This is a genomic window from Turicibacter sp. KK003 (assembly GCF_037014675.1).
GTDB classification, from domain to species: Bacteria; Bacillota_I; Bacilli_A; order MOL361; family Turicibacteraceae; genus Turicibacter; species Turicibacter faecis.
This window is the reverse complement of sequence record NZ_CP142738.1, coordinates 697,501-724,400: the sequence shown is the minus strand read 5'-3', so window position 1 is coordinate 724,400 and position 26,900 is coordinate 697,501. Positions and strand designations below refer to the sequence as shown.

Annotated in this window: 22 protein-coding genes (1 of these 22 running past the window's edge); 6 read left to right on the top strand and 16 right to left on the bottom strand. The window is 36.6% G+C overall.

All coding sequences use genetic code 11. The annotated features are described in order from the left end of the window. Window positions 1-90 precede the first annotated feature (90 nt). The 5 genes from ptsP to VXM77_RS03425 all read right to left on the bottom strand — a co-directional run bounded on the left by ptsP (window position 91) and on the right by VXM77_RS03425 (window position 6,158). On the bottom strand, window positions 91-1,800 hold the full coding sequence (gene ptsP / locus VXM77_RS03445) for a phosphoenolpyruvate--protein phosphotransferase (RefSeq protein WP_161831559.1): 1,710 nt from the start codon (window positions 1,798-1,800) through the stop codon (window positions 91-93). Between the two features lie 178 nt (window positions 1,801-1,978). Beyond that, window positions 1,979-2,242 (bottom strand): phosphocarrier protein HPr, encoded by a 264-nt coding sequence (locus tag VXM77_RS03440; RefSeq protein WP_161831558.1) that lies wholly within the window; start codon window positions 2,240-2,242, stop codon window positions 1,979-1,981. An 87-nt stretch (window positions 2,243-2,329) separates the two neighbouring features. After that, a complete protein-coding gene (locus tag VXM77_RS03435; RefSeq protein WP_161831557.1) occupies window positions 2,330-2,839 on the bottom strand; it encodes a PTS glucose transporter subunit IIA in 510 nt (169 codons plus the stop codon). A 248-nt stretch (window positions 2,840-3,087) separates the two neighbouring features. After that, window positions 3,088-4,053: a polyprenyl synthetase family protein gene (locus VXM77_RS03430; RefSeq protein WP_161831556.1), complete on the bottom strand. Its 966-nt coding sequence runs from the start codon at window positions 4,051-4,053 to the stop codon at window positions 3,088-3,090. Between the two features lie 119 nt (window positions 4,054-4,172). Continuing rightward, window positions 4,173-6,158 (bottom strand): FAD-dependent oxidoreductase, encoded by a 1,986-nt coding sequence (locus VXM77_RS03425; protein ID WP_320100814.1) that lies wholly within the window; start codon window positions 6,156-6,158, stop codon window positions 4,173-4,175. A 349-nt stretch (window positions 6,159-6,507) separates the two neighbouring features. Between VXM77_RS03425 and VXM77_RS03420 the strand changes: the two genes are divergently transcribed. From VXM77_RS03420 to VXM77_RS03410, 3 genes are all read left to right on the top strand, one after another. Then, window positions 6,508-7,353, top strand: a complete 846-nt coding sequence (locus VXM77_RS03420) for an FMN-binding protein (protein ID WP_161831554.1) — start codon at window positions 6,508-6,510, stop codon at window positions 7,351-7,353. A 369-nt stretch (window positions 7,354-7,722) separates the two neighbouring features. After that, window positions 7,723-8,757: an FAD:protein FMN transferase gene (locus tag VXM77_RS03415; RefSeq protein WP_161831553.1), complete on the top strand. Its 1,035-nt coding sequence runs from the start codon at window positions 7,723-7,725 to the stop codon at window positions 8,755-8,757. Between the two features lie 134 nt (window positions 8,758-8,891). Further along, a complete protein-coding gene (locus tag VXM77_RS03410) occupies window positions 8,892-9,359 on the top strand; it encodes a hypothetical protein (protein WP_161831552.1) in 468 nt (155 codons plus the stop codon). 107 nt (window positions 9,360-9,466) lie between these two features. Here VXM77_RS03410 and pyk read toward each other — a convergent pair whose 3' ends face one another. The 9 genes from pyk to asnB form a co-directional block, all read right to left on the bottom strand. Next, window positions 9,467-10,900, bottom strand: a complete 1,434-nt coding sequence (gene pyk / locus VXM77_RS03405) for a pyruvate kinase (protein ID WP_161831551.1) — start codon at window positions 10,898-10,900, stop codon at window positions 9,467-9,469. Between the two features lie 64 nt (window positions 10,901-10,964). Further along, window positions 10,965-11,924, bottom strand: a complete 960-nt coding sequence (gene pfkA / locus VXM77_RS03400; protein ID WP_161831550.1) for a 6-phosphofructokinase — start codon at window positions 11,922-11,924, stop codon at window positions 10,965-10,967. Window positions 11,925-12,036: 112 nt separating this feature from the next. After that, on the bottom strand, window positions 12,037-15,078 hold the full coding sequence (gene dnaE, locus VXM77_RS03395) for a DNA polymerase III subunit alpha (protein WP_338507129.1): 3,042 nt from the start codon (window positions 15,076-15,078) through the stop codon (window positions 12,037-12,039). Between the two features lie 122 nt (window positions 15,079-15,200). Beyond that, entirely contained in the window at window positions 15,201-16,157 is a 957-nt protein-coding gene (locus VXM77_RS03390) for a bifunctional oligoribonuclease/PAP phosphatase NrnA (RefSeq protein WP_161831548.1), read from the bottom strand. Between the two features lie 106 nt (window positions 16,158-16,263). After that, on the bottom strand, window positions 16,264-17,451 hold the full coding sequence (locus VXM77_RS03385; RefSeq protein ID WP_161831547.1) for an acetate kinase: 1,188 nt from the start codon (window positions 17,449-17,451) through the stop codon (window positions 16,264-16,266). A 16-nt stretch (window positions 17,452-17,467) separates the two neighbouring features. Continuing rightward, window positions 17,468-18,454 carry a class I SAM-dependent methyltransferase gene (locus VXM77_RS03380; RefSeq protein ID WP_338507123.1) on the bottom strand — a complete coding sequence of 329 codons (987 nt, stop codon included), beginning with the start codon at window positions 18,452-18,454 and terminating at the stop codon, window positions 17,468-17,470. A gap of 437 nt (window positions 18,455-18,891) precedes the next feature. Further along, window positions 18,892-19,308: a GerW family sporulation protein gene (gene ytfJ, locus VXM77_RS03375; protein ID WP_161831545.1), complete on the bottom strand. Its 417-nt coding sequence runs from the start codon at window positions 19,306-19,308 to the stop codon at window positions 18,892-18,894. Window positions 19,309-19,312: 4 nt separating this feature from the next. Beyond that, complete coding sequence (locus VXM77_RS03370) at window positions 19,313-20,086, bottom strand: DUF2953 domain-containing protein (RefSeq protein ID WP_161831544.1); 774 nt, start codon at window positions 20,084-20,086, stop codon at window positions 19,313-19,315. Window positions 20,087-20,208: 122 nt separating this feature from the next. Continuing rightward, window positions 20,209-22,017, bottom strand: a complete 1,809-nt coding sequence (gene asnB / locus VXM77_RS03365; RefSeq protein WP_161831543.1) for an asparagine synthase (glutamine-hydrolyzing) — start codon at window positions 22,015-22,017, stop codon at window positions 20,209-20,211. A gap of 232 nt (window positions 22,018-22,249) precedes the next feature. Between asnB and yidD the strand changes: the two genes are divergently transcribed. The 3 genes from yidD (at window position 22,250) to VXM77_RS03350 (ending at window position 25,200) form a co-directional block, all read left to right on the top strand. Then, a complete protein-coding gene (yidD, locus tag VXM77_RS03360) occupies window positions 22,250-22,477 on the top strand; it encodes a membrane protein insertion efficiency factor YidD (protein ID WP_262950819.1) in 228 nt (75 codons plus the stop codon). A gap of 95 nt (window positions 22,478-22,572) precedes the next feature. Next, entirely contained in the window at window positions 22,573-23,214 is a 642-nt protein-coding gene (locus tag VXM77_RS03355) for a trimeric intracellular cation channel family protein (protein WP_338507117.1), read from the top strand. Window positions 23,215-23,301: 87 nt separating this feature from the next. Next, entirely contained in the window at window positions 23,302-25,200 is a 1,899-nt protein-coding gene (locus tag VXM77_RS03350) for an ABC-F family ATP-binding cassette domain-containing protein (RefSeq protein ID WP_262950840.1), read from the top strand. Window positions 25,201-25,713: 513 nt separating this feature from the next. Here the strand turns inward: VXM77_RS03350 and VXM77_RS03345 are convergent. Both VXM77_RS03345 and VXM77_RS03340 read right to left on the bottom strand, forming a co-directional pair. Beyond that, window positions 25,714-26,658, bottom strand: coding sequence for an IS30 family transposase (locus VXM77_RS03345; RefSeq protein WP_289461060.1), 945 nt, complete (start codon window positions 26,656-26,658; stop codon window positions 25,714-25,716). A 156-nt stretch (window positions 26,659-26,814) separates the two neighbouring features. After that, a protein-coding gene (locus VXM77_RS03340) for a M18 family aminopeptidase (protein ID WP_161832939.1) crosses the window boundary here: on the bottom strand, window positions 26,815-26,900 show its final stretch. 1,210 nt of this gene lie beyond the right edge of the window; the window shows 86 of its 1,296 coding nt (coding positions 1,211-1,296); the start codon falls outside the window, past its right edge; the stop codon is at window positions 26,815-26,817.

Sequence of the window (26,900 nt, the reverse complement as noted above, 5' to 3'; positions counted from 1 at the left end):
ACTTCTTTTTTAGTATGGACGAGTTCTATTTAAATTATATCCTTATTCCAATAAAAAAAGTGTGAAGAGAAAATCTTCACACTTAATTAATTATTTTTGGATATTTTCAACTAATTCGATAACTTCTTCTACTGTTGATTTGTTTAACGCTTCAGCAGCTAATTCTGCCATTTCAGCTTTTGATAATTTACTGATTAATGAACGAGCAGGTAAGATAGAAGTTGCAGACATTGAGAACTCATCTAATCCTAATCCTAATAATAATGGAATAGCAGTTTGATCTCCGGCCATTTCACCGCACATTCCAGTCCATTTACCTTCCTTATGCGCTGCATCAATAACCATTTTTACTAAGCGTAAAATACTTGGGTTATATGGTTGGTATAAGTATGATACTTTTTCGTTCATACGGTCAGCTGCCATTGTGTATTGAATTAAATCGTTTGTTCCGATTGAGAAGAAGTCTACTTCTTTTGCGAATTGATCAGCTAATACAGCTGCAGATGGAATTTCAACCATCATTCCCACTTCAATCTCATCAGAAACTGTTACACCTTCTGAAACTAATTTCGCTTTTTCTTCTAATAATAAAGCTTTAGCTGCACGGAATTCATTTAATGTTGCAATCATTGGGAACATGATACGTAATTTACCGTAAGCACTTGCACGTAATAAAGCACGTAATTGTGTACGGAATAAATCTGTATCATCTAAACATAAACGAACCGCACGGTAACCTAAGAATGGGTTCATTTCTTTTGGTAAGTGTAAGTAAGGTAATTCTTTATCTCCACCGATATCTAACGTACGAACAACAACAGGTTTTTCTCCCATCGCTTCTAATACTGCTTTATAAGCTTCAAATTGTTCTTCTTCAGTTGGGAAGTTGTCACGTCCCATATATAAGAATTCTGTACGGTATAATCCAACAGCTTCTCCACCGTTACCTAAAACACCTTCTACATCGTTTGGTGTTCCGATATTCGCTGCTAACTCTACGTGTTGTCCATCTTTAGAAACCGTTTTCTCATTTTTTAACTTCGCCCATTCAGCTTTTTGAGCTTCGTATGCTTTCGCTACTTCTTCATAATGAGAAACTTGATCAGCAGATGGATTAATAATAACGTTTCCTTCTAATCCGTCTAAGATAATCATATCTCCATCTTTAACGTCTTCTAAGATTGTTTTCGTTCCAACTACAGCCGGAATTTCTAAAGAGCGAGCCATAATCGCTGAGTGAGACGTGCGTCCTCCGATATTAGTCGCAAATCCTTTTACAAAGTTACGGTCTAATTGAGCTGTATCAGATGGCGTTAAATCTTCCGCAATGATAACAACTTGTTCATCGATTGTACTTGGATCGTTAACTTTAACCCCTAATAAGTGTGCTAAAATACGTTTTTTGATATCTTTGATATCAGCTGCACGTTCACGGAAATATTCATTATCCATGCTTTCAAACATCGTAATAAACATTGTTGAAACTTCATCAAATGCATAAGAAGCGTTTACGCTTTCTGCTTTGATTTTATCCGTCGTTTGACTTAATAATTCAGGATCGTTCGCCATATTGATATGTGCATCAAATACAGCTGCCTCTTCCTCACTTAAATTTTGTGCTGCTTTAACTTTAATTTTTTGTAACTCTTCAGTCGTTTTAACTAATGCTTCTTTGTATAAGTTAATTTCTGCTTCTACATCTGCAATTGTAGATTTAACCACAGTTAATTCTGGTTCAATTAATTTAAATGCCTTCGCAATGGCAATACCATTAGATGCTGCAATACCTTTAATATTCACAATGCTACCCCTTTCATTTTTCAATGATATATACTTAATTATTATATCAGATAAAATTAGTTTCACAATAGCCTTTTCTATGTAAACTGTTACATATGTTATTATGTCGCATTTTCACCTGATAGGAGGTAAATAAAAAGTACTGGTTATCCAGTACTTTTTATTCTATTTTAGATAATTATTTACCTAATCCTTGAGTTGTAATTGTTTCTGTTAATGCAGTGATTGCCTCTTCAGCATCTGCACCTTCAGCAGAAATTGTAATTTCAGCTCCTTGTTGGATTCCTAAAGACATAACACCCATGATTGATTTTAAGTTAACTTTTTTGTCACGGTATGTTAATGAGATTTCTGCGCTGTATTTGCTAGCTGTATTTACTAATACTGTAGCAGGACGAGCATGTAATCCAGTTTCATCTGTAATTGTAAAGATTTTTTCCATCAATAATCGCTCCTCTTTTAATTAAATTAGTTTCAACGTTATTGTAACGTGCGACTTTTAAAAAATCAAGTTCTATAACAATGAAATTTATTTGATTTCTAAAATGCTAACTTCACCATGTGTAACAGGTCCAGTTTTCTTTAAGTCAATGACTTTTTCACCTAAGTTAGTGAAAACAACTGGTGTTACTAATGATGGCACTTTAGGACGAACAGCATCAAGATCAACTGATAATAATAATGTATCAGGCGTTACTGTATCTCCCTCAGCAACGTGAGCTGTAAATCCTTCACCTTTTAATGCAACAGTATCCATTCCAAAATGGATTAAGATTTCATGTCCGTCATTAGATTCTAACGCTACGGCATGTTTTGTTGGGAAAACGTTTAATACTTTACCTGAAACAGGTGAATAAACTTTTCCTTCCGTTGGTTCGATAGCAAATCCATCACCCATCATTTTTTGACTGAATACTGGATCTGGTACTTCTGTAATTGATAATAGCTTCCCTGTAATAGGAGCACAAATTCCTTTTTTCGGTTCTTCAGTCTTTGAGTTTGAACTAAATAAATTTTTAATTGAGTCAAAAATTCCCATGGTGCACCTCCTAATATCTTTCATATCTATTATAGCGTTTTTTCTTCACAAATATAGATTTATTTTTAATTTTTCTTATTAAAAGCGCTAACAGGAGGTGATATAGGCGATAATTTTAATATTTTTTTCTTATTTATGTATAAATTCTTCAATTTATGACGTCTATTAGTCGTATGTTGTCCTAAATTTAACTTTATAAAACGCATTCATATTTTTCCAATCTAATCAAAAAAAGACCATTAGCGAACCTAATGATCTCTTTTTAATAACTTTTTCACAATCCACTCTAAATCATCCCTTGCTTGGCAGGATGGAAGTGCCGAAATCTCCTTTAAAGATTTTTTGGTATATTTTTGGGCCAACTCTAATGCCTGATCAATTCCGCCCAATTCATCTACACGTTCAATAATTTTTTGAACGTCCGCATCATCATAATGCCCCTTTGAAAGAAGTTCATTTAAATGTGCATCGTCTGTCTTTAACGCATAAATAAGTGGTAAGGTATAGTATCCCTGCTTGAGGTCATTTCCCAATGTCTTTCCAACCCGTGAAGTATCACCTTTATAATCTAAAATATCGTCAATGATTTGAAATGCATTTCCTAGATGTAATCCAATCTTTCCTAATTTCCGACATAATTTTTCGTCACATCCAGCTTCATAGGCCCCTATAGCAAGACTCGTCGCTAAAAGAGCCGATGTCTTTGCCCCTACGATTTTTAAATATTTCTTTACGGAGTCATGCGTCTTAAATCGACCATCAAATTGTTCAATTTCTCCCACACACACGCGTGAAACGGCCCGAGACAATTCCCTCATATGGTGGAGCTCATAGTTTTTTGCTAAAAGTTCAAAACATTTTGTAAAAATATAATCCCCCGTATAAACCGCATAGTCTTTTCCATATTTTTTTTGTGTTGTCAACGATCCCCTACGGTGAGTCGCATCATCGATAATGTCATCGTGAACAAGTGTCGCTAAATGCAACATCTCAACAACGGCTGCTAGTGGGTAAATAGATTTAAAAGATTTCGCCCCGAATCCGGCACCAATCAAGCATAAACCTGGTCGAACCCTTTTCCCTCCTGATTTAGCTAAATCTTGTAATATTTCATTCATCTTTTCCTGCTTGACCGTCATACTTTGTTCAATTACACCATTTACCTCAAAAAGATGATTCATCATCCTAGGATTATCTTGCCAAAACGAATTCATATGTTATCACCTACATTACTGAAATACTACCCCGGATTAATCCCCTAAAACTTAGTAATAGAAAAACATAGTCAATACCCCCGTATTAACTATGTTTTCCTAATCTCATCTATTCTAAATTAATCGACGTACAAATACCATTTTTTCAATAATGGGGTTTTTGGTAACATTTTTCTAATCCATGGCCAAACATAATAATCTAAACCTAAGACCATTCCAGAGTTACCAATTAAAGCAAATCCACCTACAAGGTACCAAAGCATTTCGGTTGGTGCCATTCCAGAAGCCCAAATCATACATCCCATAGCGATAGTCGCAATAGCGGCAACTGGTGTAAATAAACCAATAATCAACATTCCACCGAAGATGATTTCACCGCAAATCATTCCACCTTGTACTAGACTAGCTAATTGAGTAAATTGTGTTCCATCAGGTGTATAGAAAAAGGCATCCATTGACCAATTCACCATATTTTCAACAAACCCTGGAACAGGTAATACCGTAATCCAATTCATAAAATCATGAATAGCATCTGCTAACATCGTAAAAATATCTCCACTATTTGAAACAACGTCACTCACCGTTTGCGAAACTGCTGCTGCCGCTGATGAGGCCCCTTCTGCAATTGCACCTGATGCTGCTGTTACTGTCTCTACTACTTCTGGTACAACTTGACTAACAGCCTCTGATGCACCACCGATTGTATCTGCCTTTGGAGGTGCGGGTAATAAAAAGACATTGTTAAAATCATGAACAATTTTTGGTAATTTAGTTAATCCTTGTTGTAACCACATAAAACCGATAAAAATACGGAGCGGGAATTTCCAGAATACTGGAGCTGAGTTTGATAACAAACCTCCCACCATCGAACGATTATTTTTTGTATGGAAAAATTCATGCATTAAATAAGACCAAATCTTATTGAATCCTAATACTTGAATAAAATAAATGATATTAATTAAATGTTTTGATGCCATTGCAAAAAATCCAGATAAATTAAACCACATTCCTGGCATTCCAACCTGTGCCACCCCATAACGTGATCCGATACAAACCATCGAACCATGGAACGTTGGTTTATATGTTTTATGAGTTCCACCATTAATATCTACTGCGATATTATGAGCAACAACTGGTGCTGAATGCTCCGCGTTTTCCACCATCTGAGGGACAGGGCGTTCTTCACCTTCTGGAATATAGAAAATATTATCTCCAACAACATAAACATCTTCGTAATCTTTCGCCTGTAAGTGCCCGTTTGTTACAATGCGTCCACGACCAGCCTTCTCAACTGATGCCTGATCAACAATATCAGACCCCTCAATACCTGCTGCCCAAATCACGGTATGCGTTTGAATAACTTTCTCACCTTTATTTAAAACCACTTTATCTTCATGAATCTCACTAACCGCTGAATTCATCACTAATTCATTTCCAAGTTTAATTAAACGCTTTTCCGCTTTTTTAATCAACTTATCTGGGTACATCGGTAAAACTTTCGGTGCAAAATCAACAATGTAAAGACTGACTTCATCACGATCAATATGGAATGAACGACATAACTCATCTTTCCATTCCCCTAATTCACCAGCCATTTCAACACCCGTAAATCCTGCTCCAACTGTTACAAATGTCAGTAACTCACGGCGCTTTTGCTTGTCTGCTGTCAATGCCGCTTGTCGGAACATATTTAAAATGTGCTCTCTTAAGTTTACAGCATCTGTGTATGACCAAAGTTGATGAGCATGTTCAGCCCCAGGAATTCCAAAGAATGTCGGCTTACATCCCGTCCCGATAACTAAATAATCATACTCGTATGACTGTTGGTCAGATACTAATACCTTTTGGTCAAAGTCAATTGTTTTAATCTCATCTAATACAACTTCAACGTTACGCCCAGCAAAAATACGCTTTAAATCCATACGAATTGATTCTTCATCAACACGACCTGCAGCAACTTCATGTAGCTCAGTTAACATCGTGTGATAAGATTGCTTATCAATTAACGTAATCTGCACATCTTTGTTCTTTTTAAATTTTTTTGCTAATTTCTTTGCAGTTAAAACGCCTGCATATCCTCCACCAAGAACGACTATTTTTTTCATGAAACTCCTCCTCAAATAACCCTACTTTTTCATGTCTTAAAACATAAAAAAAGCAACCTTCCCACAACCATTAATCATCATATACTTTTAATGCGTGGGAACGTCAATAAAACCACTAACATTACATTTAGTTCATTAATATTTTATCATATTTTTTCACATATTCAATCTTTTTTAAATTCCATCACTTTACCGAATTCACCTCCTTTTACACCGTTTGTAACCGATATCATCTTTGGCAGATTAACCTATTCGACAATATAAGAAATATTTACTCATGGTAACTTCTATACAAAGTATGTTAAAATAGCAAAAAGTACAACTAATCTAAAGTATGAGGAGGGGTTTGATGAAATACAAAAAAGCGTCCATTTTTATGATCTCAATCCTTTGCTTACTAAGTGCTTGTAATGCAAATGAAGTTTCACAAGAAGAAGAAAAGACAGGTGACGCCGTAGAAGAGGTGATTCCTGTAAATGAAAATCAACATAAATTAAAAGATGGTCAATATTTTGCCGAAGTAGATACGCATACCTCTAATTGGAGAGAAATTGTTGATGTTGAAGTCGTTCACGGAAAAATAAAAAAGATTACTTTCAATGCCGTGAATCAGGAAGCAACCGATTATAAACGCAGTCAAAACGAACAAAAAGAATCTGAATCTGATAACAAAACAGATAACGGATGGGAAGAACAACTTCAATTATTAGAAGATTATCTCCTTAAAAATCAAGATTCTATCCTAACTTTAACCAAGGAAACGATTCAACCGATTGAGGGACTCACCATTGATCCCCTTCCATTTATTGAATTATTGCAACGTGCCTTAAAAACGGATCCCATTCAGACAGGTGCCTATCAGGATGGACGTTATTTTACCACAATTAATGACGAACAAAACAAAACTAAACACACGATTAACCTCTTGGTTCATCACGGATATATTATTGCTGCTCACTGGGATACAACCATTCCAAGTGATTTAAATCTAACAGAGGAAGAACAATCCTATGTCGATCAATGGAATGAACAGGCCAACTTACTTGAGCAACATTTAATCCAATTACAAGATCCAACACAAATTACCTTCAATGAAGAAAATAAAACAGCAGATATTTCAGGTGTAACCATCGAAGTACACCAGTTTATTGAGCTTGCAACAAAAGCATTGGCCGGTGGCCCTTTATTGGATTAAAAAAGGATAAGATTTCATTTTTTGAAATCTTATCCTTTTTTCTATCTCTAAAGGCGTATTCACTAGTTCGAACATTATACGACTTTTACCCTTTCTAACGAGAGATTTCCAAAGAGATATAAAAAATTTATCGCCATCACTTCATGGAATATGATATCCTATCTAAGAGTAACGATAAATTTTGCCCCTATCCTTAACAATCCATTCATTTTACCATTTTACTGAAGCTAGGGACTGTCCCTACTAGCGGTGGAGACATTGCCTCCTCTATAGTGGTGGATACGCGGATAGGGAGGATTGAACATTCGATTTATACGTATAACCAGCTAGTTTAAATCATACATAAATAAATTAAGAAGGGAGCTTTTTATGAAGTCTATTAAATACTATTTACTTGTTTTCCTACTCTTACTCGCAGGATGTACCCAACAAAAGAAAGAACAGTCGTTTGAACCCGTTTCCCAAAATAAATTTTTACTAGGAACGGTCGTTACAGTTACACTATACGATAATCCAAAAGACGAAATATTCGCCGAAATTTTTGAGAAAATTGAAAAAATTGAGCAAGAAATGACCATTAACAATGCTACGACAAGCGAAGTTATGGAAATTAACAAATACGCAGGATCAAAGGAAGTTAAAGTCTCAGAAGATACGTTTAATGTGATCAAAGCTGGTTTAAATTACTCTAGTCTTGCAAATGGAAAATTTGATATTACCGTAGGACCGTTAGTAAAGCTTTGGGAGATCGGATTTGACGATGCACACGTTCCGAATAATGATGAAATTTCTAATGCAGTAAAGCTGATTAACTATAAAGATATTGTATTAAATGAAGAAAATTTAACGGTAAAGCTCATTAATCCGGCCATGATGATTGACTTAGGCGGAATTGCAAAGGGCTATGCCGCCGACGTTGCCACAAAGGTTTTAGAAGACCACGGTAATAAGCACGCCATTATTAACCTTGGAGGAAATGTCTATGCCTATGGAGATAAGATCAACGACATGCCATGGAAAATAGGTATCCAAAATCCATTCTCACCTCGTGGAGAATATTTAGGAATCGCTAGTGTTAAAAATAAGGCGGTGGTCACATCAGGTACATATGAACGTTACTTCGAACAAGACGGAATAATTTATCACCATATCCTAGATCCACAAACAGGCTATCCCGTCTCAAACAATATTGTTTCCGTTACGATTATCGCGAATGACTCTATGATGGCCGATGCTTTATCAACAAGCGCCTTTGCACTTGGAGTCGAATCTGGACTAGCGTTAATCGAATCACTTGATAATGTTGAGGCGCTTTACATTACCGATGATTATAAAATTTATCCTTCTTCTGGATTTCTCAATTATTTCGAACTAACCGATGAAAACTTCACGCTAATGAACTAATCATAAAAATCTCCTAAGGAGATTTTTATTTTGTAATAAAATCCCATTAATTTGGGCGTCTGCCATCTCATTTTTCCATTCAAAAAATATACTATATTGTAATTGAATTACAAGATGGAAAGGAAGTTTTTTTAATGAATGGATATAATAGATGCGGTGGTTATAAAGCTCCTATGTGTGGGATGCCAGTAATACCACAACCAGTACCTGTAAAAATGGAGGCAACTTCTGTTGCAGAAGCGTGTGAAACAACTGTTGTTGCACAACCTGCACAACCAGTTTGCTGTCCAGTAATGCCACAACCAGTACCAGCTCCAATGCCTGCCCCTATGTGCGGACCTGTGCAATTTGAAAGTTGCTGTCGTGTAGTTGAACCAACTGTTTGCTGTACTCCTGAAGTTCATCATCATCACAGAGTAGAACATATTGTCCCTGTAGTTGTCCGTAATGTTCACCATCATCATAATCACCATGATTATGTTATCTGTAAACAAGAAGCAACTGAAGCTCATCAATACGATCACGGACTTCGTAACGAAGACTGGTGTTCTCTTGCAATGCAACAACAAAATCCATGTGGACCTAAAACTCCAATGTGCTAATGAATCATAAATAAAAAGAACGACTTTTTTAGTCGTTCTTTTTTTACTAAATAAGAGCGTAAAAAAAAAGGAGGGAAAAGCCTCCTTTTTTTATGAAATTAACTTAATTATTTTACTTCATGAATTTTCATTAAGTTAGTATTTCCTTCACCAGCTGGTAACCCTGCAGTTACAACTGCGATTTCACCTGCTTCTAATCCAGCGAAATCTTCTGCAACTTTAGCTGCTGTTTCTAATAATTCATCTGTATTTGATGTTTCAGCAACAACAACTGGTTGAACTCCCCAGTATAATGCTAAAGAAGCAGCTGTTTTTTCACATGAAGTTGCAGCAACAACTGGTGCAGATGGACGATATTTAGAGATTGCACGAGCAGTAGCTCCTGATTGTGTACAAGCGATAACCGCTTTAGCACCTAAATCTTCTACAGTATCAGCAACTGCTAATCCCATAGCTGAAGCTACGTTACGTGTAGATGAAGCAATTGCACGAGCGATAAGTTCTTGGTGATCTAAAGCTTGTTCAGTACGACGAGCGATACGAGCCATTGTTTCAACAGCTTCTAATGGATATTGCCCTGCAGCTGATTCTCCTGATAACATGATTGCATCTGATCCGTCGAAAATAGCATTAGCAACGTCTGATACTTCGGCACGTGTAGGACGTGGATTTTTTTGCATTGATTCTAACATTTGAGTTGCAGTAACAACAATTTTTCCTGCAGCATTACATTTAGCAATGATTTCTTTTTGGATTAATGGAACGTCTTCAGCAGGTACTTCTACCCCTAAATCCCCACGAGCAACCATGATTCCGTCAACAACTTCAAGGATTGAATCCATGTTGTCAACACCTTCTTGGTTTTCGATTTTAGCGATGATTTGAGTGTGAGTATTTCCGTGTTGTTTGAAGATTTCACGGATTGCTAATACGTCTTCAGCACGACGAACGAATGAAGCAGCTACATAATCAACTTCCATTTCGCATCCGAAAACAAGGTCAGCATGATCTTTTTCAGAAATGAATGGCATGTTTAATTTAGCACCTGGTACGTTGATTCCGCGACGGTCTTTAATGTATGCAGGGTTTTGAACTGTACATACGATTTCTTGGTTAGCTGTATCTAATTCATTAACAGTTAATGTTACATATCCGTCATCAACTAAGATTGTTCCACCAACTTCAACGTCATTGATTAAACCTGGGTAAGTAATTGAGAATTTTTCAGCTGTTCCTAATACTTCGTTCATAGCAACGCGTACAGTTTGTCCAGCTACTAAATCTACCCCACCGTTTTCAAATAAATGAGTACGGATTTCAGGACCTTTAGTATCTAATAATACAGCAACATGAGTTCCTTTTTCTTTATTGATTTCACGGATTAAGTCCATACGAGCTTTTTGCTCTGCATGATCACCGTGTGAGAAGTTACAACGAACACAGTTCATTCCTGCATCTACTAATTTTGATAACATTTCTTTTGATTCTGATTTAGGACCAATAGTACAAATCATTTTCGTATTTTTGAAAGTATGTTTCATATCCTAGTACGCTCCTTCGTAGAAATAAATTTAATAATATTACAGCAATTATTATTTCATTTTATTATGATAATTGTTTTGCTAGACAATACATTGTTTCATCAAAAACGCGTGGTAAGTCAAGTGCTTCTAAAATATCGTAGTGCGCTAATTTGTTATCGCGAATACCAACACAACGACCACCTTGACCTTCGATTAATAAATCAACAGCGTAAGCTCCCATTCTGCTTGCTAAAACACGATCCGCTGCCGTTGGAGCACCACCACGTTGAGTATGTCCAAGAACAGTTGCGCGAGTTTCAACACCCGTACGTTTTTCGATTTCTTTAGCTAATTGGTGAGCATCTGTCATTAATTCAGCTAAAGTGACAATATAATGTTTCTTTTGACGTTTTTTTCCTTCCTCAATTTGAGCAACGATTTCGTCCATGTTAATTCCTTTTTCAGGCACGATTAACTCTTCGGCACCACTAGCAATGGCTCCCCAAACAGTTAAGTCACCGCAGTGACGTCCCATAATTTCAACAACGCTACAACGGGCATGAGATGCTGACGTATCACGTAAACGGTCAATTGCGTCAACAACTGTATTTAATGCCGTATCGAATCCGATTGTGAAATCACTACTTACGATGTCATTATCAATTGTTCCTGGTAAGGCAATACAATTAATTCCCATCTCAGTTAATTTTTTAGCTCCCATATAAGAACCGTCGCCACCGATAACAACTAATGCTTCAATTCCGTGTTTTTTCAATTGCTCTACACCAAGTTCACGAACTTCAATGTTTTTGAACTCAGGAAGACGTGCTGAACCTAAGAATGTTCCACCACGATTAATGATGCCACCAACATCACTATTCGTTAATTGTTTAATATCACCCTTAACTAATCCAGCATATCCATTGTAAATACCGAACACTTCAATATTGTTAGCAATACCTGCTCTTACAACGGCGCGAATGGCTGCATTCATACCTGGTGCATCTCCACCACTAGTAAGCACACCAATTCTTTTTACCATAGTGTTTCACCTCACACTAGAATTTTGTTCATCATCCATTCAATGAAGATTATTCCTCAAATATTATACCAGTTATTTCACAAATTATAAATCTTTTTCCCATCTCTTTTAATTATGAAATCGTTATTATTTTAATAAAGTTAAGATTTTTTTCATTATTTCGTTCACTAATTCGTCCCTGTACAGCGATAACTTTTCCTAAAAGTCTCTTATATTCACTCACGTAAACATCCGAAAAAATTGTCACCGTTAATGAGGTATTTTCATCTGTTATTTCCATAAAGGCCATCAATTTTCCATGACGATCCCTAATCTCTCGAAACTTTTCAATAAATCCAACAAAAGTAGCCTGAGTCTTTCTTATCGAAGAGATTTCGCTTGGATAATACCACCCGTTTTCCTTGGCAACCTTTTGCAATAAATGAATAGGGTGAGAGTTCAAGTAAAATCCAAGTAACTCCTTTTCACGTTTCATAAGGTCAATTTTACTAAAATCTTTCGAAATAATTTGCATTTGAAAATCGGGTTCAAATAACCCACCGTCATATTTAGAAAAATCGAGAATTGCCGTTAAATTGTGATGAAGCGTCGCGCGATTGTATCCAAACTCATCTAATGCCCCCGCGTCAATTAAACTTTCATATGCCCTTTGATTCATAAAAGTTCGCGTTCTAACCACAAAATCATACACTGATTTAAACGCGCCATTTTCACGAATAGAGACGAGTTGTTTGGCTAAATTTAATCCGATGTGTTTGATTGGAAGGAGGCTAAATCTAATACATTTATTTTCAATTTGATACGTGAGTCCACTTCTATTTACTGACGGGGGCAAAATAGTTAAATCTAATTGCTTGGCTTCACGAATATAAATCGCTGTGTGGTGCTCACTTCCAATCACATTTGTTAAAGCGACGCTCATAAAGTAAGCAGGATAATGTGCCTTTAAGTACGCCATTTGATAAGCGATTAAACTATAGGCAACTGCATGGCTACGGTTAAAGCCATAATTTGCAAATTTTAGAATAAGTGAATATAACTTCTTAGCCATTTCAGGTGAGTGTCCCCTTTGAGTGGCCCTTAAAATAAATTGTCTCTCCTCTTTTTCTAAAATCTCTTTATTTTTTTTAGAAACCGCACGACGCAATACATCAGCCTCTCCTAATGTATACCCTGAAACGACGTGAGCGATTTGCATAATTTGTTCTTGATATACAATAATTCCATACGTATCCCGTAAAATTTCTTCCAGGATAGGATCTAAATACTCAATCCGTGCCTCCTTGTGCTTTCTCGCCGCAAACAGAGGAATATTCTCCATCGGACCCGGTCTGAATAAGGCATTACAAGCGATAATATCCTCTAAGCAATTAGGACGTACTTTTTTAAGAACTTGACGCATCCCCTCTGACTCTAATTGAAAAATTCCGGTTGTCTGACCAAGTGTAATCATTTTATACGTTTGTGAATCATTTAAATCCAATGAGGCTAAGTCAAACTGAAAATCAGATTCCTTTCTAATAAGCGTCATCATCTGCTGTAACATATTAAGATTCTTCAACCCTAAAAAGTCCATTTTAAGTAGTCCAATCGCCTCTAAATCCTCAGCCTCGTATTGAGAAACGTAAATTCCTGTTGGTCCCTCCATGATAGCGGTGTGTCTAGTTAAATCCTGATCATGGATAATGACTCCCGCAGCATGAATTGAAGTATGGCGAGGTAATCCCTCGATTTTCATCGCCTCTTGATAAATCATTTCAAGTTTAGGGTATTTTAAGAAAAATTCCTTTAACGGTTGACTTTGCTCATACGTTTCCCTAAGCGTCTGCCCCGAGGAAATGTAGGTAGCTACCTTGTTAATCAATTCAGTTTGTACATCATGGATGCGGGCCAAATCACGCCACGCCGACCGTGACTGAAACGTTCCAAACGTTGCAATTTGAACCACGCATCTTGCTCCGTACTTTTGTTGAACATATTGAATAACTTCATCACGCCGATTATCTTGAAAATCAATATCAATATCGGGCATCGTAATACGTTCAGGGTTTAAAAACCTTTCGAACAACAACTTATATTTAATCGGATCAACATTTGTAATTCCCAAAACATAGGAAACAAGCGACCCCGCAGCTGATCCCCTTCCGGGCCCAACCAAGATTTGATTCATCTTGGCATACCTAATAAAATCCCAAACAATTAAAAAGTAGTCGCAAAATCCCATCTTTCTAATGGTTTCTAACTCATACCTCAATCGATTTTTATGAATTTCTGACACCGATGTTCCGTATCGTTTAAGCAACCCTTTATAGCATAGCGCCTCTAAATAAGTGGCTGCTGTCGTTCCCTCGGGTGTTTTAAACGTTGGCAATAAGGACTGATGGAGCAATATTTCAACCTCACATGCGTTAGCAATCTCTTCTGTATGATCAATCGCCTCTTCGTGATCGACGAATAATTGACGCATCTGTTCCTCCGTCTTAAAGTAACGCTCCACATCACTAATCTGCATTTGCTCCACCGATTGATTCGCCTTAATAGCCCGTAGTAAAGTTAACGTTTTAGCATCTTCTTGATTCAAATAACGCACATCATTAACAGCAACCATCTTTAGCTGCTTCTCCTTGGCGAAAGAGATTAAGCGGCACGAACAATCATACGTCTCTTGGTTAACACGTAACAATCCGATATAAAGATGATTGAACGGTTTAAGATAGCGTTGATAGTACTGATTAAGATTTTCCCATTGATGATCCATCACCATAGAAACAAATACCCCTGTTTCCCCATTCGTAATCGTGATTAAATGATTCGAATAAGGCAATAGTTCTTCAAATTCTATCCCCTCGTCGTTCAAAGCGTATAAAGAAGCTAACGACAGGAGCGCCTCATAACCGGTCTGATTTTTAGCAAGAAATGTCCATTCCTCCGTTCCCATTTCGAGTTTTACTTTAACAGTTAATCCAATTAATGGTTTAATGTTGTTCACTCGACATTCCTGGTAAAACTTAATCGCACTGTGCATGCTACCGTCTTCAGTCAGAGCGAGTGTTTTCAACCCCTGTCTCGTTGCAAGATGGACATAGTCTTTTATCGTTATCGAGCTATTTAACAAAGAATAGGCTGATCGCACCTGTAAATGCGTAAATGCCATTCGAACCTCACCCTTTCCTAAAATAAAACATTTGTTCGTTTTTTATCTTAACACAAAAGAAGACTACTGACAATTGTCTATAGTCTTCCCTAAATTTTCTTTTTTATAACCACTCATAGAGGCTAAACTTCTAATTTATATTTCAAGCAAACTTCCCCTAATTCATCAAGTAATCCCTGACAATCTTCCCATTTACTTAGCATTGCTCCAGATGCCTTAGGATGTCCTCCACCATCAAATTTAGCAGCGACTTCATTAATAATAGGTCCATTCGATCGAATATTTGCACGAATTCGTCCATCCTCATTTTCAAATAAACATACCCAAACTAAGATTCCCTCAATATTAGCAAGCGTATTAACAAGCGCCGATCGTGTCCCCGTTGTTAAATGATAAGACTTTTGGATATCTAGCGGCATTTTAAAGAAGGCAACTCCCGCTTCACTGACCTCAAATTGACTTAAAACATATCCTTGTGCCTGAACAATATTTAATGAACGGCGATATAAATTCTCGTGAATTTTATTTCGATTAATCTCGCAAGAATATAGAAGTTGTGCCGCACTTAATGTATCTATCGTTGTATTATCGTATAAAAAGCGACCGCTATCCGCAATAATCCCCGTATATAAGCATGAGGCAGCCTCTTGTGATAACTGCAAGTGATACGCTTCTCGATTGGCCTGATATAAATTAACAACGATTTCCGAAGTAGAAGAGGCGGCTGTATCTGTATAGTTAATATCGGCGTACTCTTCAACAACTGGATGGTGATCCAATTTAATTAACTTAGCTCCTAATTTATAGCGAGAATCATCAATTCGAGCAGAATTTGCAGTATCCATAATCAATACGAGTGCCCCCTCATAATCCTCATCACATACTTCATCCATTTGCCCCATCCATGCAAGGGAAGGTTCATTAAACCCTACTGTTTTAACTACTTTATCTTTATAATTGCAACGAATTAATTCAGCTAGACCAAGCTGTGAACCTAGGGCGTCTGGGTCAGGGCTCACATGACGATGGATAATAATCTTATCAAATTCAAAAATATGGCTCCAAATTTCTTTTAACATAATTTCACCTCTATTTTAACATGACTAAATTATAACACAATCTATCCAACGATGGACTTTTTATACCCTATTAAAAAATGAGATTCGTCACCGAATCTCATTTTCCTTATTTTACAAATGCATAGGTATCTTCAGCAATCATTAATTCCTCGTTAGTCGGAATCGCAAACACCTTAATCTGAGAATCCGGCGTTGAAATAAGCTGCTCTTCTCCCATTACCTGATTAGCTTCGTCGTCTAATTGAATACCTAAAACTCCTAAGCGATCAACGATTGCCTTACGAACCGGTGTTGAATTTTCACCGATTCCCGCTGTAAAGACTAAGGCGTCGACTCCACCTAAGTAAATGTAGTAAGCACCAATATAATCACAAATACGTTTAACGTATAAATTAAAGGCCGTCATCGCACGCTCATCTTTTTGTGCAACCAGTTTCAAAATATCACGCATATCCGATGACTCTCCTGAAACACCGTATAAACCTGACTCTTTATTTAACGCATTAACCGCTTGATCAACCGTTAAGTTTTCTTTTGCCATTACAAAAGGTAAAACAGCTGGGTCGATATCCCCTGAGCGTGTTCCCATCATAATTCCCGCTAAAGGAGTGAATCCCATTGAGGTATCAACTGAGTGCCCCCCCTTAATAGCGGTTAAAGATCCTCCATTCCCTAAATGAATCGTAATCATTTTAGTTTCTTCTAACGGCTTATTCATTAATTTAGCGCATTGTTTAGCAACATATTGATGTGAAGTCCCATGGAATCCGTATTTACGCACACCATATTTTTTATACCAATCATATTTTACCGGATATAAATAAGCATCTTCTGCCATCGTCTGATGGAAGGCTGTGTCGAAAACAGCAACAGGAACAGCATGAGGTAATTCTTTCATAAATGCTTTAATTCCTAAAACATGAGCAGGGTTATGAAGTGGCGCTAATTCTGATAAAGCATCAATTTCAGCTAACACCTCATCCGTAATGACCACTGATCGATCAAATTTTTCTCCCCCATGAACAACGCGATGACCGACTCCGCTAATTTCATCATAGTTTTTAACAATTTTTAAATCAAGTAAAGCTTCTAATAATAAATGAACTGCCACACTATGATCTTTAATAGGTAAAACTTTTTCAATTTTTTGATCTTCAAATTTAATATTAAATACTCCATCATTAAATCCGATACGTTCAACTAATCCTTTAGTAATGACAGTTTGGGCTGGCATTTCTAACAATTGAAACTTCAATGATGAGCTTCCTGCATTAACAGATAAAATTTTAGTCATATAGGTATCCTCCATTTTATTTATTCATTTTCATCCAATTTTCAATACGAATTAACGTCTGATTGAATGCGTGTGGGTCGTTAAAACTTGGCAATTGCGCGACAAGTACCTCGTTAACTGGGCGAACATGTTCCCCATGTTTTTGGATAATAAATAGGCTCTTTCCGACCTCATCCTTTTTAAATAATGACATCGGTAATTGTAATAAAGCCTGAATTGTTGCATTTTCCTTAAGTAATTGATGAAATGCTTGTGAATGGGCCTGACTAAACAAATCATTTGGAATCACATAAAAGCCATACCCTCCAGGCTTTAAGTAGTTTAAATGATTTTCGATTAGTAAATAAGGAAGATAATCCACTCCTTGAGAACTCAATGTCAAATCTAAATTAACTAACTCTTCCTTAGGAAGATGCCCTTCCGGTAAATCACCTATAATTAAATCCAATGGATTCACCAATAATGGTTTTAACGAGCTTTGCTGATAAAACTGAACCTCGTATTCCTGCATATCAGAAAGTGTACACGCAATCTTTAATAAATCACTATCTACATCAACTCCATAAATCATCTGAGGCTCTGCCCCCAAATGATTTAAAACAGCTGTCAGCAAATTCGCCGTACCGACTGTCAAGTCCCCCATATAGGCCTGTTTAATATCCCCCATAAACTTAGAAATTAAATAGCCCAGTATCATTGCAATAGAGTCTGGTGTCATCACCGCATTTGTGACTCTTTCGGACTTAAGCCCCTTTAAAATTGCCAACTGTAATGCCTTTCTAATTTCCTCTTGCGTAAACTCTAACCCCTCTAACTTCGCATAATGCGATTTTAAAATCTCTTTCGACTCTTCATTAAGAGATAAATTAATCTCTTGTGACATGATATTTTGACAACTTTCACACATCGCATGTAAATAATTCATCTTTAACTCTGAGCTAATGATCATCGAGGTTTCATCTACGAGATCAAATAGTTGTTCAATTACTTCGGGTCTAAGCACTAAAAATCACCTCTTCATGATATACAAATTGATTTTACTACAACTTTAAACCGTTGTCACGGCTTTAGCCAAAAAATGTTATAACGTTTAAGTAAAAGAGATAACGCTTTCTACATGACACATAAATCCAATTTATAAGCTCTCCTGTTCCACGTCTATCTTACCAAAAATTTCATAAGTAACCCCTCCTTAACTTCCAAGGTTATCTTTTAATTCGAAGGACATCGACGCTAAGAAAAACTAGTACCTTTTGATCATGCAAAAATATGAGTTAGGAGACATCGAATGGAAGCACTTCTTACTAGGAGTATGCAAGTTAAAACATCTACCTCTTAAGCTAAACTTTTCTATTTAAAATAAAAGAACCTATAGGCCCACACTTTTTTTAAGTGTCTCTCTTATAGGTTCTCATTCAGCCAAAGTCGACGAATGTTTAATCATTTCGCAACAGTCTCATTTTTTTCTGCCGCTTTAGATCCCGATTTATCAAATTCATTCACGATATTATTTATAAACTTAGGGGCTTGATCCAATAATCGCTCATAAAGTGACGTACGTTCCTCAACGTGTTTTAACTCAACCCCAGATTCATTGACGATTAAAAAGGCAATGGGTGTAATCGAAACTCCACCACCACTTCCGCCCCCAAATGGAGAACCATCGGTTGTTGATTTGCGCTCAGTTTCAAATTCGCTACCTCCCGCTCCAAATCCAAAACTTACTTTAGAAACAGGAATAATCGTGTCCCCGTGATCTGTTTTTAAAGGATTTCCAACAATGGTATCGACATCAACCATTTTCTTCAAGCTTTCCATTGAAATTTTCATTAAATTATGTATTGGATGTTCTGCCATAAAATTATTCCTCCTCAATTTTTAGCATCCGTTTAATTGTTAATAATTCTTTAAAGGATAACAAAAGAACAAGTATAATATCGACGATTCGAAACGAGAGTATACATGAAAGGCTAATAAAAAGTGAATTCCCCTTAAATTTACTTTTTACATCAAAGTGATAGTGATCCACTTTCTTAACGTATCTTTCAATAAAGGCATAAAAATTGGCTTGAAATGTCCACAATGCTCCGATGATGCACCCGGTGGTCATGGCATCGTCTAAACTGAAATCAATCATCGACTCTAAGCGATGAATTCTAATTCTATTCGTTAGACGAATAAGGACTTTTCGAGAGAGTTTAAAAATCGTCTTGCCCCGTCTAATCATAGATTTTATCGCTCTCATATCTAATTTGCGTGTCACCTTTTTTTGTTTAATCTTAACTGCCCTTGTCTTTTTCCGACGCTTCTTCCTAGTGCCCCCCATCTCCTTCTTCGGCATCGATGGAGATGGATCAACAATCGGCTCTTTTTTAACTTTAACTGTTTCCTTAAATTCAACCCGGGTCAACTCTTGTTTTGTTTCCTCTTGAACCCTCGCAAACTGGGATTCTACCTTCTCCTTCGTAGAATCCTTTAAAAAATCAGTCATCTCTAAGCGATACTTCAGCCAAAGATAGCGTAACTCAACCCACCCATCCTGCTGATTTAAAAACAATTCAACTTTAATTTTTATAAATGACAAAATAATAATGAGTCCTAATAAGACAAGTAAAAAATAACCGATAAACCGCATGACGTAATCCCCTTAATTTTTTATTTTTCCATAGTATGGATGAAATACCTTTCTTTTATACTTCTAGATGATCTTCTCAAATAAAAAAACATTAGCTCATTTAGCTAACGTTTTTTGTTTTGCTATTCAATAAAATTAATATGATACTCTTTAAACCAAAGATGGAATTGATATAAATAAGCAATCAACTGTGGCTGTGTCATTAACTGTCCGAACCATGGACGTGTAATAATCTCATCACTCGTATTGGCAAGAGCCCATAGTTTTTCCTCATCAAAAATCTCATGTAAAATTGAATCTGGATCATTCAATGCCTCTCTTAATAGCGCTTGGATTAACTCTGTATAATGCGGATTATGGGTTTTAGGATATGGATTTTTTTTACGATACAACACTTCATCCGGCAATACTCCCTCTAAAGCTTTACGTAATAATCCTTTTTCCATTCCACCATGAAATTTCATTTCCCATGGAATATTATATAGATACTCCATTAGACGATGGTCGGCAAATGGAACCCTAACTTCAAGACTCGCTCCCATGCTCATTCGATCTTTGCGATCTAGTAAGGTTGTCATAAACCATTTCGTATTTAAATACGTCAACTGACGTTTTTCATTATTTAATACACTATCTCCTTCTAAAATAGGGGCACTCGCAATCGATTCATTAAATCGTTTCGTTGCATAGCCAACAAGATCTAACTTCTCTTGCCATTCCGGTTTTAAAAGTGTATTACGAATCGCTAAATCACGAAGCCATGGAAACATTCCATTCATCGGTTCACGGTAAAACCAAGGATATCCCCCAAAAATTTCATCGGCGCATTCTCCTGATAAACTCACGGTATAATCCTCTTTAATTTTTTTACAAAACCAGTAAAGCGATGAATCGACATCTGCCATCCCCGGCATATCTCTAAAATAAACAGCATCCTTTAAGGCATCAGCCAAATCCTGATTACTAATGACGCAATAATGATGATGGGTTTGATTTAAATCCGAGATGAGTTTAATAAAATCATTATCTTGAGAGACCGTAAAAGCGGTTTTTTTAAAGTATTTCACGTTATCTTCATAATCAATAGAGAACGTATGTAAATTTTTAATTTCCTGGGCAGCGATAGCTGTAATGGCGGATGAGTCCACCCCTCCTGATAAAAACGTACATAATGGAACATCTGAAACGAGTTGTCGTTTAATAGCATCTAACAAAATATCCCTTGTTTTAGCGACAGTCGTCTCGAAATCATCGACATGTTCAGACGCCGTTAATTCCCAGTACTGCTCTTCCTTTTTACTTCCACTTGAGACGTTCATATAATGTCCTGGCTTCAACTCTTTGATTCCCTTATATAGTCCGTGACCCGGTGTATGAGACGGCCCAACCCCTAACAACTCTCTAAATCCTTCTAGCGTAATTTCATTTTTTTTCGTATACTGTAAAATCTGTTTTTGTTCCGAAGCAAAAATAATTCCATCTGGTAATTCATAATAATACAGCGGTTTAACACCGGCACGATCTCTCGCTACGAACAATCGCTGTTCCTTACTGTCCCAAACTGCAAATGCATAAATTCCGTTTAATTTCTCAACAACTCGCTCTTGAAAGCAAACGTAAGCTTTTAAAAGTACCTCCGTATCCGAATGTCCTTTAAACGTATATCCCGCTTTCAATAACTCCTGACGAATTTCTTCCGTATTATAGAGCTCACCATTATAAACCATTGTATATTGGTGAAAAGACATCGGTTGTTTTCCTTGTTCAATATCAACCACTGATAACCGGCGGTGACCTAAGAAAACATGTTGATCATAAAAGGTTCCCCCTTCGTCAGGTCCCCGATGTAAAACAGCCTGTACACAACTCATATCATAAGGTGTCCTCACCTCATTCAAATGATAATTTACAACCCCAAAAATTCCACACATATCACCATCTCCTTACCTATCCCCTTATGGGATTAAATGGAAAAAACATTGTACGACATATTCTATGCGAAAGACTCCATATTGAAACATGTTTTTTCTTCTGCTAAAATATTTTTATCAAAAATGCAAAAAATCGACTTCAGGAGAAGTGTCTTATAGGACACCATGCTCCCCCACTTAAGCGATTTAGACGCATATAACCTATTATTTACCCCAAGCGGAGGCGACTAAAATGAAAACTCTACTGATTAAACTCATTCGATTTTATCAAAAATACATTTCCGTTCAAACAGGACCTAACTGCCGCTTTATTCCGACCTGTTCGCAATATGCTATCGAGGCTATCGAATCTCATGGGGCGTTAAAAGGAGGATGGCTAGCAATCCGAAGAATTTTAAGGTGTAACCCCTTTGGAAAAATGGGATATGATCCTGTTCCACAGAAAAAAAAGAAAAAATAATAAAAATTCTTAAAATAATTGGCGTTAATTAAGTGATAATGCGTAAAATATAATAGATTTAAAAGGTATTATTTTGTATAGGGGGATTTCAGATTATGGAACTCATTTCTTTTTTAGAATATATTGGCGTGTTTGTGTTCGCCGCTTCTGGGGCAATCTGTGCCATCGAAAATAGGATGGATTTCTTCGGAATATTAACCTTAGCCGCTGTAACAGCAATGGGCGGTGGTGTCATTCGTGATGTTGTAACGAATATCGGAATTCCTGCATTATTTTCAGACTATATATCAATAGGAATTATCCTTCTTTCAACCACGTTGACTATTATCTTTCGTGGTAAAATAAAATGGAAAACTTCATTTCTTCTTTTAGATGGGATTGGTTTAGCCGTTTTTACCGTTGCTGCGGGCATGAAAGCCATTGAACTACATTATAACTTCTTAACCTTTATCTTTGTTTCCCTTATCACAGCAATAGGGGGTGGCGTCGTTCGTGACATTCTTTCTAAAAGAGTCCCAATTATTTTAAAAAGAGAAATATATGCGGTTGCCTCCCTCATTGGATCTACTGTGTTTTGGATAATAAGTCCTTGGATTGGTATTTATCTGAGCTCCTATCTCTGCCTTACTCTTATCTTTATGATCCGTATTTTTACTTACTATTATCATATTCACTTGCCGTATATTGAAAACGGAAAAATCATCTTTTACTTTAATCAAAAAAAATCCGATGATTGATTCATCGGGTTTTTATTTGCTCTCTTTTTAAAAAAAGGTATAATAGTTTTATCTTTAAGAAATGTTGTGGTGATAAATTTGAATTTAATGACAATTGAAAATATAAGCAAAAGTTACTCAGTAAAAACGTTACTTAAAAACATCTCATTTGGGATTAGTGAAGGCGAGAAAATAGGGATTATTGGGGTTAATGGAACCGGAAAATCAACGCTTCTTAAAATTATTGCGGGTGTCGAGACCCCTGAAACAGGGAAAATTACCAAGGGAAATCGGGTACGAGTAGAATATTTATCACAAAATCCAAACTTTGACGAAGAGGCATCCGTTTTAGAGCAAGTATTCAAGGGAAATTCTAAGGAAATGCAACTTTTACGAGAATATCAAGAGATCCTTGAAACTTTGCAAACTCATTACGATGATAAAATAAATGAAAGACTTTTAAAAGTTCAGGATCAAATTGACCGTTTAAACCTATGGGATTTAGAAAGTGAAGCGAAATCCGTATTAACAAAATTAGGCATTATTAATTTTTCCCAAAAAGTAAAGGAATTATCGGGGGGACAAAAAAAGCGAGTTGCACTCGCATCGGCACTCATTACCCCATGTGAGCTATTGATTTTAGATGAGCCTACCAATCACCTGGATAACGAAACAATATCTAAATTAGAAGATCATTTAAATAGTCGTAAAGGGGCCCTTCTTATGATCACGCACGACCGTTATTTTCTTGATCGGGTTACCAATCGTATTATTGAGCTTGATCACGGAAACCTCTATAGCTATGATGGGAACTATTCTCTATTTCTTGAAAAGAAGATGGAACGTCTTCAACTTGAAGCGGCGATGGAAGATAAGCGACAAAATTTACTTCGAAAAGAGTTAGCCTGGGTTAGACGGGGAGCCCAAGCCCGTTCCACAAAACAAAAAGCACGATTACAGCGTTTTGATGAACTAAAAAATAAAGAGAAACCTACCAATCAAGAAAGCATTGATATTTCAGTCGCATCTACACGATTAGGTCGAAAAATAATGGAATTCAATCATCTCCATAAATCTTTTGATGGCCGTTGTCTGATTGAAGATCTCGATTACACATTAGCAAGAACAGACCGTATCGGAATTGTTGGACCAAATGGAATCGGTAAATCAACACTTATTAACCTTATTCGCGGAAAAATAGCTCCGGATAGTGGAAGCATCGAAATCGGAGAAACAGTTAAAATTGGTTGTTTCGCCCAAGAGAGTGAGGAAATGAACCCTAACCTCCGAGCGATTGATTATATTAAAGAAAAACGTGAATACATTGAAACAGCTGATGGAACACGTATTACCGCTTCACAGATGTGCGAACGATTCCTCTTCGATGGGCACCTCCAATATTCTCAAATTGGAACTCTATCTGGGGGCGAAAGACGTCGTCTCTACCTACTCCGTATTCTAATGGATGCTCCTAACGTACTCCTCCTTGATGAACCTACCAATGATCTTGATATCGATACTTTACGTCGTCTTGAAGATTATCTTGATGATTTTAACGGAATTGTCATAACCGTTTCCCATGACCGTTACTTCCTCGACCGAGTTTGTAATAAAATATTTGCTTATGAAGGCGAGGGGAAAATTACCATCTATACTGGAAATTATAGTGACTACCTTGTCTTCAAAGAAGCAAATCCCTCAAAAAACGAAATCACGAGTGAGAACAAAAATAAGGAAGCAAGTAAATCTAAGCCACGTCGTGAAAAAAAATTAAAATTTACATTCCAAGAACAAAAGGAGTTTGAAACCATTGATGATGAAATTGCTACATTAGAGGAAAAGATAGAGCAATTTAATCAGGAATTAATCAAACATGCCACTGATTATGTGAAACTTCAGGATATTATGGCACAAAAAGAAATAATAGAGGAAGAATTAGCCCATAAATATGAGCGATGGGAATACTTAAATCAATTAGCTGAAGAAATTGAAAATAAAAGTAAGTAAACAAACGAATACCCAATAAAGTACCTTCATCGTAGACAAAAAAATAAAGCGGAACGGTCAATCATGATAGAACCGCTTTATCGTCTATGAGAGAGGTACTTTTTCTTATACTCACCCCCCGTTTGCCCCATTCCAAACCATTAAAACGTCAAAGAATTAAAATTTATTTAAAGGAAGGGGAAAAAGGAAACTACTAATTCTAATGGTTTTGGGCCCCAACATCTTAAATCCATCTATCGAAATTTAATTCATTGAAAAAATGCCTTAGATTCGACTCAATCAAAGCCCACAACTGCTGTTTAAAAAATGGCTCTTCAAGAAGCTTCACAGGGTCAAAGGCTTGTATTAAAAATTCATCACCCTTCCAACATCACATTCCTTCATTCGTTCAACGCAAATGTAAAGAGAGATTTACACCTATCCCGCCATCTCGTACAAGACGTATAAAAAAATACAGTATGAAATCTACACATAACTAGATTCATACCGTATTTTTTTATTTATGACGAATTGTCAATACAAATGCGACAGTTTCTCATGAAATAGCTCGAATGAAGTTTTCCAACCTAAGCATTTTCGTGGTCGATGATTAATGAGGAGGAGGGCTTCATCAATCTCTTTCTCACTAACTCGTGCTAAGTCCGTCTTCTTCGGAAAGAATTCTCGAAGAAGACCATTGGCATTTTCATTACTTCCTCTTTGCCAAGAGGAATAGGCGTCAGCGAAGTAAACAGGAACCTTTAAATCTGCTTCTACTTTGGAATAACAAGCAAACTCTTTTCCTCGATCAACGGTATAAGTTTTAAAGGTGTCTTTAGGAAAATGTTCATATAACTCACTAATCGCTCGGTACATTTCAGATGCTGAGCGATTTTCGATTTTAACGGCGACATAAAATCGTGTTTGACGTTCAATAAATGTAGCTAAACATCCTTTACTTTTACCACGGCTTGAAACAACTGTATCAAGTTCCCAATGACCAAATGCCTGACGTTTTTTTACCTCTTTCGGACGTTGATGAATTGATGTCCCAATGTTAAATCGTCCGCGTGTTTCTCGTGGTTTTCGGCGTTTTCCCTTTTGCCTTAAACAGCTTAAATCCCCTAACAAAATCGTTCCGTCATAAATCCAACGATAAATAGTTTTGAATGAAATAACACCCTTTAAAACCGTATTAGAAATTTGTTCAGGCGACCAGGTTAACTTTAAATAATGTTGGATGGTTTGAATAACTTCTTCAGATTTGGTCTCTGGACGATGACAAACTAAGCGACGTTGCTCGGCTAATTCATCTGCTAGCTCTGCTTGATACGTCTTTTGAGTATTTCGTTTTAGTTCACGAGCAATGGTTGAATGATGACGATTTAATTGCCCCGCAATTTGTCTCGTTGAATAACCCATTTTTGAAAGAACTTCTATACGTGTACGCTCAAATGTGTTAAGATGTTTATAACTCATAAATAGATCTCCTTGTTAAGAATTTGGTGTGGTAACTTCATTCTATAACAAAGAATTCTATTTATGAGCTTTTTTTATTTGTCGTACTTAATATTACAATCTGTCTTATATAAATGAATTCCTTAAAAGTTGTGAACTCATCGCTCATTTAGAGCCTTATAGACTATAAAAGGTTTTAAATAATTTGATGACGTACTCGTGGTCCTTTACTGCTGCTAATTCACGAATCGAGTGCATCCCTA